Annotated in this window: 9 protein-coding genes; 2 read left to right on the forward strand and 7 right to left on the reverse strand. The window is 66.8% G+C overall.

What is annotated here, in order from left to right; translation table 11 throughout:
- Positions 1-130: 130 nt before the first annotated feature.
- The 6 genes from TSH20_RS25615 to TSH20_RS25640 form a co-directional block, all read right to left on the reverse strand.
- A complete protein-coding gene (locus tag TSH20_RS25615) occupies positions 131-1,513 on the reverse strand; it encodes an L-serine ammonia-lyase (RefSeq protein ID WP_109157586.1) in 1,383 nt (460 codons plus the stop codon).
- Positions 1,514-1,731: 218 nt separating this feature from the next.
- Entirely contained in the window at positions 1,732-3,006 is a 1,275-nt protein-coding gene (glyA, locus tag TSH20_RS25620; RefSeq protein WP_109157585.1) for a serine hydroxymethyltransferase, read from the reverse strand.
- Positions 3,007-3,021: 15 nt separating this feature from the next.
- Complete coding sequence (locus TSH20_RS25625) at positions 3,022-3,576, reverse strand: sarcosine oxidase subunit gamma family protein (RefSeq protein ID WP_109157584.1); 555 nt, start codon at positions 3,574-3,576, stop codon at positions 3,022-3,024.
- A gap of 10 nt (positions 3,577-3,586) precedes the next feature.
- The gene (locus TSH20_RS25630; RefSeq protein ID WP_109157583.1) at positions 3,587-6,586 is read right to left on the reverse strand and encodes a sarcosine oxidase subunit alpha; all 3,000 of its coding nucleotides are present in this window, start codon (positions 6,584-6,586) and stop codon (positions 3,587-3,589) included.
- A complete protein-coding gene (locus tag TSH20_RS25635; protein ID WP_085082214.1) occupies positions 6,583-6,906 on the reverse strand; it encodes a sarcosine oxidase subunit delta in 324 nt (107 codons plus the stop codon). The genes TSH20_RS25630 and TSH20_RS25635 overlap by 4 nt, the downstream gene beginning before the upstream one ends.
- Before the next feature lie 10 nt (positions 6,907-6,916).
- Positions 6,917-8,170, reverse strand: a complete 1,254-nt coding sequence (locus tag TSH20_RS25640) for a sarcosine oxidase subunit beta family protein (RefSeq protein WP_109157582.1) — start codon at positions 8,168-8,170, stop codon at positions 6,917-6,919.
- A 114-nt stretch (positions 8,171-8,284) separates the two neighbouring features.
- Between TSH20_RS25640 and TSH20_RS25645 the strand changes: the two genes are divergently transcribed.
- On the forward strand, positions 8,285-9,313 hold the full coding sequence (locus TSH20_RS25645; RefSeq protein ID WP_109157581.1) for a GlxA family transcriptional regulator: 1,029 nt from the start codon (positions 8,285-8,287) through the stop codon (positions 9,311-9,313).
- 195 nt (positions 9,314-9,508) lie between these two features.
- The gene (locus tag TSH20_RS25650) at positions 9,509-10,039 is read left to right on the forward strand and encodes a YbaK/EbsC family protein (RefSeq protein WP_109157580.1); all 531 of its coding nucleotides are present in this window, start codon (positions 9,509-9,511) and stop codon (positions 10,037-10,039) included.
- 11 nt (positions 10,040-10,050) lie between these two features.
- Here the strand turns inward: TSH20_RS25650 and TSH20_RS25655 are convergent, their stop codons facing one another.
- A complete protein-coding gene (locus TSH20_RS25655; protein ID WP_109157579.1) occupies positions 10,051-10,497 on the reverse strand; it encodes a nuclear transport factor 2 family protein in 447 nt (148 codons plus the stop codon).
- Between the last annotated feature and the right edge of the window lie 556 nt (positions 10,498-11,053).

The raw sequence follows: 11,053 nt of genomic DNA on the forward strand, positions 1-11,053 counted from the left end.
CGGCTCTTCATCATGTGGACATGTCAACAAAGGTGAAATCCCTGCAACCCTGCCGTTTTGGACAAAACCCCTACAGGTAAATGGAAAAACAACCACTTATGCGACATCGCATGACGGGTGGCTGCGGCGATCAGCACTCCGGCAGATTGACCGCCAGTCCGCCCAGGCTGGTTTCCTTGAATTTGCTGCTCATTTCCTCGCCGGTCTGCCGCATCGCCTGGATGCAGTTGTCCAGCGGCATGAAATGCTGGCCGTCGCCACGCAGCGCCAGGGATGCCGCGGCAACCGCCTTGGTGGCGCCGATGGCGTTGCGTTCGATGCACGGCACCTGCACCAGCCCGGCAACCGGGTCGCAGGTCATGCCGAGGTGATGCTCCAGCGCGATCTCCGCCGCATTTTCCACCTGCTCCGGCGTTCCGCCCAGAACGGCGCAAAGACCGGCGGCGGCCATGGCGGCGGCGGACCCGACTTCGCCCTGGCAACCGGCCTCGGCTCCGGAGATCGAGGCGTTGTGCTTGATCAGGCCGCCGATCGCCGCGGCGGTCAGCAGGAAATCGGCGACCTTGGCCGGTTCGGCGCCGGCGCAATGGTCGAGGTAATAGCGGATCACCGCCGGCACGACGCCGGCAGCCCCGTTGGTCGGCGCGGTCACCACCTTGCCGCCGGCCGCATTCTCCTCGTTCACCGCCATCGCGTAGACGCTCAGCCAGTCGTAGGCGACATGCGGCTGGCTCGAATTGACGCCGCGTTCCCGCAGCAACTGCTGGTGGATGGCCTTGGCCCGCCGCTTCACCTTCAGGCTACCGGGCAGCTGGCCGTCCAGGCTCAATCCGCGTTCGATGCAGCCGTTCATCACCACCCAGATGCGGTTCAGGCCGTCGTCCAGCGCCGGCCCGGAGTGATGCACCAGCTCATTGGCGCGCTTCATGGCGGCAATCGACAGGCCGCTTTCCCTGGCCATGCGCAGCATGGTTGAGGCACGCTCGAAGGGATAGGGCCAGTCGGCGCTCCCCCCGCGGGACGCGGTCGGGGCCGCTTCCCGCTCGGCCGCCGTGACGACGAAGCCGCCGCCGATGGAATAGAAGGTTTCGGACAGCAGAACCGTCCCCTGCCCGTCCAGCGCCTCGAAGACCAGCCCGTTGGCGTGGCCCGGCAGCGCCGGCCCGAAGTCGAACACCACGTCGGCCTCGGGATCGAACGCCAGGGCCGGCAGGCCGGGAGGAGTCAGCGTGCGCCCGTTCCGAAGCTCGGCGATGCGGCGGTCGGCCTCGTCGACGTCCAGACCGTCCGGCCGGTAGCCGAGCAGGCCGAGCACCACCGCCCGGTCGGTCGCGTGGCCCTTGCCGGTGAAGGCGAGCGAGCCGTGCAGCCGGACCCGGACGGCGGACGGCGCCGCCCCGCTCCACTCCCGCAGCATGTCGAGGAACCGCACCGCGGCGGTCATCGGCCCCATCGTGTGCGACGAGGATGGGCCGATGCCGATCTTGAACACATCGAATACGCTGAGGAACATCGGGCACCTCGTCAGAGTTTGTGAGTTTTCAGAAGCTCTTATCGGCCGTCATCCCCGCGAAGGCGGGGATCCAGGCGGTTCCGCGTCTAAGCTCTTAGAACGGTTGGATTCCCGCCTTCGCGGAAATGACGGCCGAGAGATGCTCATGATGAGATCCGGTGCGAAGCGTTTCAAACTTGAAGCGTCTCTCAGCAGGACTCACAAAAACTCACAAACTCTCAAGCGTAAATCGGGAAGCGCTCGCACAGTTCCCGGACCACGCCATGCACCCGCTTCTCGACCTCGGCGTTGCCGTCCGGGCCGGCTTCGGCCAGGGCGTCGACCACGGTCAGGATCAGCTCGCCGATGCGGGCGAACTCCGCCTCGCCGAAGCCGCGGGTGGTGCCCGCCGCGGTGCCCAGCCGGATGCCGGAGGTGACCGCCGGCTTTTCCGGGTCGAAGGGGATGGCGTTCTTGTTGCAGGTCAGCCCGGCACGCTCCAGCGCGCGCTCGGCGTCGCGGCCCTTGACGCCCTTCGGCCGCAGATCGACCAGCACCATGTGGCAGTCGGTGCCGCCGGAGACGATGTCCAGCCCGCCCTTCACCAGCGTGTCGGACAGCACCCTGGCATTGGCCACCACCTGCCCGGCATAGGCCTTGAACTCCGGCGTCAGCGCCTCGCCGAAGGCGACCGCCTTGGCGGCGATGACATGCATCAGCGGACCGCCCTGGTTGCCCGGGAACACCGCCGAATTGAACTTCTTCGCCAGCGCCTCGTCATTGGTCAGGATCATGCCACCGCGAGGGCCCCTCAGGGTCTTGTGCGTGGTGGTGGTCACCACATGGGCATGGGGCAGCGGGTCCGGATAATGGCCGGTGGCGACCAGCCCGGCGTAATGGGCCATGTCCACCATCAGATAGGCGCCGATCTCGTCGGCGATGCGGCGGAACTCGGCGAAGTCGATCACCCGCGGATAGGCCGACGCGCCGGCGACGATCAGCTTCGGCCTGGTCTCCAGCGCCTTGGCCCGCAGCGCTTCGTAATCGATCCGCTGGTCGCTCTCGCGCACCTCATAGCTGACGATGTCGAACCATTTGCCCGACATCGTCACCGGCGAACCATGGGTCAGATGGCCGCCATGGGCCAGCGACATGCCCATCACCCGGTCGCCCGGCTGCAGCAGGGCCAGGAACACGGCCTGATTGGCCTGGGCGCCCGAATGCGGCTGGACATTGACGAATCCGGCGCCGAACAGCGTCTTGGCGCGGTCGATGGCGATCGTCTCCACCTCGTCCACGAACTGGCAGCCACCGTAATAGCGGCGGCCCGGATAGCCTTCGGCGTACTTGTTGGTGAGGATCGACCCCTGCGCGGCCAGCACATCCGCCGAGACGATGTTTTCCGAGGCGATCAGCTCGATCTCGTACTTCTGGCGGTTCAGTTCGCGATCGATGGCCGCCGCAATCGCCGTATCGGCAAGATCGGGCTTCGGCAGTGACTGATGACGGTTCATGTGCGTTTCTCCCGATCAGATGCCGAGCGCGATTTCGCGGCTGACGGCTTGCAGCAGGCCCCAGACATGGTCGGCGAAGGAGCGCCAGACCTCGATCCGGAAGCGGTTCTTGTCCTCGCGGATCAGGACGATCTGCGCCTTGTCGAAGATGGTGCGGCAGCCGCTGCCGACCGGCATCGCCTCGATGTCGAAGGCGATGGCCGAGCGCAAGGCGAGCGCCGCCGCCTCCCCTTCCACCAGGATGCCGACCTCGCGATGGCCGATATCGACCAGACTGTGCGGCTCCTGCAGGGCGGCGAAGGCCTCGGCGATGGCGTCGCTTTCGGCGACCGGCGCCAGCAGCACCCACTCGTCGGGGCCGAGCTGGAGCGCGCTCCGTCCGCCATTCTCCACCCTCCCGCCGATGCGGGTGGGAAGCGGCGTGCCGAAGGCGGCCCCGGCCGACTGCGCGGATGCCGGATCGATACGCAGGCTGAAGCGGGCGACGTCCTCGGCCGCGCGGATGGTCAGCCTGCTGGTTCTGTCGCCGGCGATCGTCTTGCCCAGCAACGGGTGATTGGCCAGAAGCAAGGTAGGCCTCCTATGCGCTGAGACGCTTGTTCTCGGGATCGACGAACACCATGCCGGTGATGGTCGCGGAATGGACCTTGTCCGGCATCGGCACATGCACGGTCTGGCCCTGCAGGGACCGGCCGCCCTGGATCACCGCGAGGGCGATGGACCGCCCCAGCTCGGCGCTCCAGTAGGACGAGGTCACATGGCCGACCATCTCCATCGGCACCGGCTGGTTGGCGTCGAGGACGATCTGCGCCCCCTCCTCCAGCACGGTCTTCGGATCGGCGGTCAGCAGGCCGACAAGCTGCTTGCGGTCCTTCGCCAGCATGTCCGGCCGCGACAGCGACCGCTTGCCGACGAAGTCCGGCTTGGTCTTGCCGACGGCCCAGGACAGGCCGGCATCGTCCGGCGTCAGCGTGCCGTCCGTGTCCTGCCCGACGATGATATAGCCCTTCTCGGCGCGCAGGACGTGCATCGTCTCGGTGCCGTAGGGGGTGATGCCAAACCGTTGCCCGGCCTCGAACAGCCTCTCCCACACCGCGCGGCCGTAGCGGGCCGGCACATTGATCTCGAAGCCGAGTTCGCCGGTGAAGGAGACGCGGAACAGCCGGGTCGGCACGCCGCAGATCCTGCCGGTCGCCACCGCCATGTGGGGGAAGGCGCCGTCCGACAGGTCGATGCCCTCGACGAACGGCTCGATCAGCTTGCGGGCGTTCGGACCTTGCAGCGCGATCACCGACCATTGCTCGGTGGTCGAGGTCAGCCAGACCTTCAGGTCCGGCCACTCGGTCTGCAGGTAATCCTCCATCATGTTCAGCACGCGCGCCGCACCGCCGGTGGTGGTGGTGACGTGGAAGCGGTCATGGGCCAGACGCCCGATCACGCCGTCGTCGCGGATGAAGCCGTCCTCGCCCAGCAGCAGGCCGTAGCGGCAGCGTCCGGGGGCCAGCTTGGTCCAGGCGTTGGTGTACATGCGGTTCATGAACTCGGCCGCATCGGGACCGACGATCTCGATCTTGCCGAGGGTGGAGGCGTCGAAGATGCCCAGCGACGAGCGCACCGCCTTGCATTCGCGCGCCACCGCCGCATGCATGTCCTCGCCGACCTGCGGGAAGTACCAGGCGCGGCGCCAGAGCGAGACCGGCTCGAACACCGCGCCGTTCTCCTCGGCCCAGCCGTCGATCGGCGTCTTGCGCGTCACCTCGAACAGCGCGCCCTTGTTGTAGCCGGCGAAGGTGCCGAAGCTGGTCGGCGTGTAGGGCGGACGGAAGGTGGTGAGGCCCACGGCGGGGATCGGCCGCTTCAACGCATCCGACGCGACTGCCAGACCGTTGATGTTGGACGTCTTGCCCTGGTCCGTCGCCATGCCGGTTGTGGTGTAGCGCTTGATGTGCTCGATCGACTTGAAGCCTTCGCGCACGGCCAGCCGGATGTCCTTGGCCATCACGTCGTTCTGGAAATCGACGAACGCCTTGGCATGGCCCGGATCGCGGTCGGTCGGCAGCTCGCGGCCGGTCACCCCGGTGAAGGACAGTTCGCCCTCGACATGGTAGGCGGCCGGTTCGGTGCCGAACCCGGCATCCACGGCGGCAGCGGCACCGGCGGCGGCGCCATCCTCGAAGGCGGCCTTCAGCCCGAAGCGGCCCTTGCCGGCGCCGGCCAGACGGCACTCCTCCTTGCCACGGCCGGGCAGGAACATCTGGCCGTCCTCGTTCCAGGTCAGCGACCCCTGGGTGTGCGAGAACAGATGGACGCTCGGGGTCCAGCCGCCCGACATCAGCAGGGCGTCGCAGGCGATCGTCTCCGCACCGCCGACCTTGCCGTCGCCGGTGACGGGATTGACCCGCACCGACGAGACGCGCAGCCGGCCCTTGGTGCCGGTGACGGTCCAGCCGATCAGCGTCTTGATGCGCAGCGCATCGGCGGTGGCGGCGAGCTGGGTCGGGACGGTCCCACGCACGTCGACGATGGCCGCGACTTCGACCCCCGCCTTGGCCAGATCGAAGGCGGCATGCCAGGCGCTGTCATGGCTGGTGACGACGACGACCCGGTTGCCGACTTTGACGCCGTAGCGGTTCAGGTAGGTCCGCGCGGCCCCGGCCAGCATCACGCCCGGCCGGTCGTTGCCGGCGAACACCAGCGGCTTTTCGATGGCGCCCTGGGCCAGCACGACCTGCTTGGCCCGTACCTTCCACATCCGCTCGCGCGGCGCGCCGTCCGGCACGATGCGCAGATGGTCGGTCAGACGCTGGCACAGGCCGACGAAGTTCTGGTGGTAATAGCCGATGGCCGTGGTGCGCGGCAGCACGGTGACGTTCGGCATTGCCGCCAGCGCCGCGTTGGCGTCCTCCAGCCAGTCCCAGGCCAGTTGACCGTTGATCTCGGCAGCCGGCTCCGACAGCAGCGAACCGCCAAGCTCCGACTGCTCGTCGCACAGGATGACCGAGGCGCCGCTGCGCCCGGCTTCCAGCGCGGCGGCCAGACCGGCGGCGCCGCCACCGACGACCAGCACGTCGCAATGGGCGAAGCGGCTGGCGTAGGTGTCGGGATCGGGGGCGGTCGGCGCCTTGCCCAGGCCGGCGGCGCTGCGGATGAACGGCTCGTAGACCTTGTCCCAGAAGCTCTTCGGCCACATGAAGGTCTTGTAGTAGAAGCCGGCCGAGAACAGCATGTAGAGCCCGTCGTTCACCGCGCCGATGTCGCGGGTCAGCGATGGCCAGCGGTTCTGGCTTTCGGCCTTCAGCCCTTCGAAGACCTCCAGCACGGTCGCCCGCGTGTTCGGCTCGAACCTGCCGTTGCCGCGGTCGGTCCCGACCAGCGCGTTCGGCTCCTCCGACCCGGCGGTCAGGAAGCCGCGCGGCCGGTGGTACTTGAAGGACCGGCCGACGAGATGGACGCCGTTCGCCAGGAGCGCGGACGCCAGGGTGTCGCCCTCGCAGCCGGGATAATCCACGCCGTCGAAGGTGAAGCGGACCTGACGGCTGCGGTTGACCCTGCCCTTGCCTGCAATGCGGAAATTGCTCATGGACGTGCTTCCTTGACGCTGGAGGCGGCCAGCGCGATCTCCTCGTCGCTCGGACGCGGAGCCCCCGCCTTGTAGGTCATGGCGAATTTGTCGGTCACGGTGTCGCGCACCGCGTTGAAGAAGCGGCCGCAGCCATGCATGTGGCGCCAGCGTTCGAAATGCCGGCCGCGCGGGTTGGTGCGGATGAACAGGAAGTCGCGCCATTCGTCGTCGGACAGGGCGGACGGGTCCGCCGGTCGCGCGATGTGCGCCTCGCCGGCATAGGTGAACTCCAGCTCCGGGCGCTCGGCTTCGCAATATGGGCAGCGGATGAGCAGCATGGTCGTTTCCTCAATGCGCGACGGCGGCGGCGGCGGCCTCGTCGATCAGCCGGCCGGTCTTGAAGCGTTCCAGCGTGAAGGGCGCGTTGATCGGGTGCGGCTCGTCACGGGCGATGGTGTGGGCGAAGACGTTCGCCGACCCCGGCGTCGCCTTGAAGCCGCCGGTCCCCCAGCCGCAATTGACGTACAGCCCCGGCACCGGCGTCTTGCCGATGATCGGCGAGCGGTCGGGCGTGACGTCGACGATGCCGCCCCATTTGCGCAGCATGCGCATGCGGTTGAAGATCGGGAACACCTCGCAGATCGCAGCGACCGTGTGCTCGATCAGCGGCAGACCGCCGCGCTGGCTGTAGGAGGTGTACTGGTCGGTGCCCGACCCGATCACCAGCTCGCCCTTGTCGGACTGGCTGATGTAGGCATGAACGGTGTTGGACATCACCACGCAGGGGAAGGCCGGCTTCACCGGCTCCGACACCAGCGCCTGCAGCGGATAGCTTTCCAGCGGCAGCCGGACGCCGGCGGTGTCCATCACCACAGAGGTGTTGCCGGCGGCCGACACCGCGACCTTCTTGGCCTTGATGAAGCCGCGCGCCGTCTCCACGCCGGTGACTCGGCCGGAAGCGTCGCGGCGGATCGCCGTCACCGGGCAGTTCTGGATGATGTCGACCCCGCGCGCCGACGCTCCCCGCGCATAGCCCCAGGCGACCGCGTCGTGGCGGGCGGTGCCGCCGCGCCGCTGCAGCGCCGCGCCCATCACCGGATAGCGGGCGTTCGCCGTGATGTTCAGCGGCGGGCAGTATTCCTTGGCCTGCTCCGGCGTCAGCCACTCGTTGTCGATGCCGTTCAGGCGGTTGGAATGGATGTGGCGCTTGAAGCTCTGGATGTCGTGCACCGTGTGCGCCAGCATCATCACGCCGCGCTGCGAGAACATGACGTTGTAGTTCAGCTCCTGGCTCAGCCCTTCCCACAGCTTCATCGCATGCTCGTAGAGCCGGGCGCTTTCGTCGTACAGGTAGTTGGAGCGGATGATGGTGGTGTTGCGGCCGGTGTTGCCGCCGCCGAGCCAGCCCTTCTCCACCACCGCGACATTGGTGATGCCGTGTTCCTTGGCGAGGTAATAGGCCGCACCCAGACCATGCCCGCCCGCGCCGACGATCACGACGTCATATTCGGATTTCGGCTCCGCGTCGGGCCATTGAGGCTGCCAGTTCTTGTTGCCGGTCAGCGCGTTCGTCAACAGCGAGGAGAATGAGAAGCGGGTCATGGCAGCACCGCGAAGTTCAACGTGCTGACAGTATCGGGAAGCGACCCTTTGTTGGACAGAACGGATGCGTCAGTTTAATGTCACCCGTGCGACGCTGTGTCCGCCGGAGGTCACATGACGAACACCATTGCGGCAGGCGGCATCAGGACGAATGTCTCCAGGGCCGGCCGGTTCCCGGACCGCCCGGCGGCACCGCGCCTGTCCGTCGGCTTCATCCTCGCCCACCGCTTCACGCTGTGCGCCTTCGCGAATTTCGTCGACGTGCTGAGGCTCGCCGCCGACGAGGGCGACCGCAGCCGGCCGATCCTGTGCGAGTGGGCCGTGCTGTCGGACCAGATGCGGCCGGTGGCGTCCAGTTGCGGCATGCTGGTTCAGCCGACCGAACGGCTGGGCGACCCGGCCAAGTTCGACTACATCGTCGTGGTCGGCGGACTGATCGACGAGATTTCCAACCTCAGCCCCGACTACATCCGCTATCTGCGCCAGGCGGCGGCAGCGAAGATCCCGCTGGTCGGCGTCTGCACCGGCGCCTTCATTTTGCAGCGTGCCCGGCTGATGGATGGATACCGCTGCTGCATCAGCTGGTTCCATCACGCCGATTTCCTGGAGCAGTTCGACGGCATCATGCCGGTGTCCGACCAGATCTTCATCGTCGACCGCGACCGGCTGACCTGCTCTGGCGGGACCAGCTCGGCCCATCTCGCAGCATATCTGGTCGAAAAGCATGTCGGCCGCGCCCAGGCGCGCAAAAGCCTGCACATCATGATCATCGACGACGCGCTGCGCGGGGAAAAGCCGCAGCCCGGCATCCCGCTCGACTTCTCCACCAATGACGAGGTGGTGCGAAAGGCGCTGCTGCTGATGCAGCAGAACATCGACGTGCCCTTGTCGGTGGCGGAGATGGCGCGCCGGCTGGGTGCGGCCCGGCGCCAGATGGAACGGCATTTCCAGAATGCGCTGGGCATGACTCCGACCGAGGCCTACCGGATCATGCGGCTGGAGCATGCGGAGTTCCTGCTGCGCAACACCGAACAGTCGGTGACGGAGATCGCCGCCGCCGTCGGATTCTGCGATTCCTCGCACTTCGTCCGCGCCTTCAAGGAACGCCGCGGTATGACCCCGTCCGTCTTCCGCAAGGGCTGAGGCTCTCCCCTCAGGCCAAGCCACTCGGCCGTTTCATGCAATGCCGGTGACGCATCCGTACAATCGGCGGGTGGATCCCTTTGCCATGCTGGGATCGACGCAACGCTCGTGAGCGCAGAACATCCGCCACGACCCCGACGCTCACTGCGGCAAGAACCGCGTTCCGGGTTTGCCGGACAGACAAGGATGGGCCAAATGCTTGACGACAGCGACACCATGCAACTGCACTGGCGTGAAGCCGGCATTCCCGAAGAGCTGTGCCGGGAACTCGCCCTCGCGTCGACGCCGATGCGCCTGCACGCCCATCCGCCGGTGCGGACCGTCGCCGACGCCGAGGAACACTGGCGCAGCGTCCCCGGCGTGCACACCAAGAACCTGCTTTTGAAGGATGCCAAGGGCGTTCTGTGGCTGGTCGTGCTGCCGCACGATCAGTCGGTGAACATGAAGGAACTGGCCCCGGTCATCGGCTCGGCCAAGCTGTCCTTCGCCTCCCCGGTCACGCTGGAGCAGGTGCTGTCGATCGAGCCGGGCGGCGTCAGCCCGCTGGCCCTGGTGGCGGACAAGGAGCGCCGCGTCCGTCTGGTGCTGGAGCGCCGCGTTCTCGCCGGCGACACCGTCAATTTCCACCCGATGACGAACCGCGCGACGCTGTCGATGCATCCCAACGACCTGTCGGCTTTCCTCGCCCGGCTCGGATACGAACCGACGCTCGTCGACCTCGCCTGAGCCCTCCGGCCTCAGCCCGGAAGCTTGGCGGCGGCTCCCGCGTCCCCGCCGCACTCGGCTTCGCATCCCAAGGCGACGACGGCATCGTCGAACTTTTCTTCGAAGCGTTCGATGCGGCCGTCCTTCACATGCAAATGGTGGTGGGTCACCGTCTCGATCCGCTTGCCGGTCTTGCGGTAGGTGGCGCCGACCAGATTCCTCACCCGGACATCGTCGCCTTCGACCGTGAAGTCCAACATGTCGTGACGATCGATGCTCCAATCCCGGGTCAGCCCGTCGAAATAGCGGCGAACGCCCGCCTCTCCCCGGAAAGTCCCGGAAATGGGAGCGAAGACGGGCGACACCCGGTTGGAAACCCATTCAACATCGGGCGAGAGGTAATCGAACACCGCCTGGACCTCGCCGGAGCTATAACGCTCGTAAAGGGTCCGCAGCCACGCCAGATCCGCTTGCGCCATGATGCCCTCCCTGCCCTGCCCTGCGCCCTTTGGCGCCCTGTTCAGGAGACCGGGAGCGGATCCTACGCCACCTTTTCTCCCGGACAAGCACGGCAGTCGGTGTGCCCCGAAGGATGCCCGCGCCCGTCCGTCCGTACACAACTGACGACCTGACGGCGACGACCTGACGGCGACGGCCGGACGGTTGCTCCGGAACCCCGAAATTCCACGCCGGTTTTTCAAAACCTTGTCGTTTTGAGTAGGCCGCCGGCTCTTTGGTATGGGTTTCCGCAAGCTTGATCCATGTCAAATCGTCCACATTTGCAGGGGTGCAGATTTCGGTTTCCAAGTGGATTGCCTTATCGCCCCCGTCACTCTGTGAAGCCACTCCGTGACAGTTCTGTGGAGACGACCATGTCGTCATCGCATGGCTTTTCGAACAACGACGCGCTCTACGCGGAGCTCTTGAAGTTTGCTGTCGCAGCACTTGCAACCGGTTCGCACAGCGATCACGCTCTCCTGCTGCTGCACGAACGCTACCGGGAATCCGAGGACGGGGAAACCGCCCGGCGGAAGT

This window comes from Azospirillum sp. TSH20, from assembly GCF_003115935.1.
GTDB lineage: Bacteria > Pseudomonadota > Alphaproteobacteria > Azospirillales > Azospirillaceae > Azospirillum.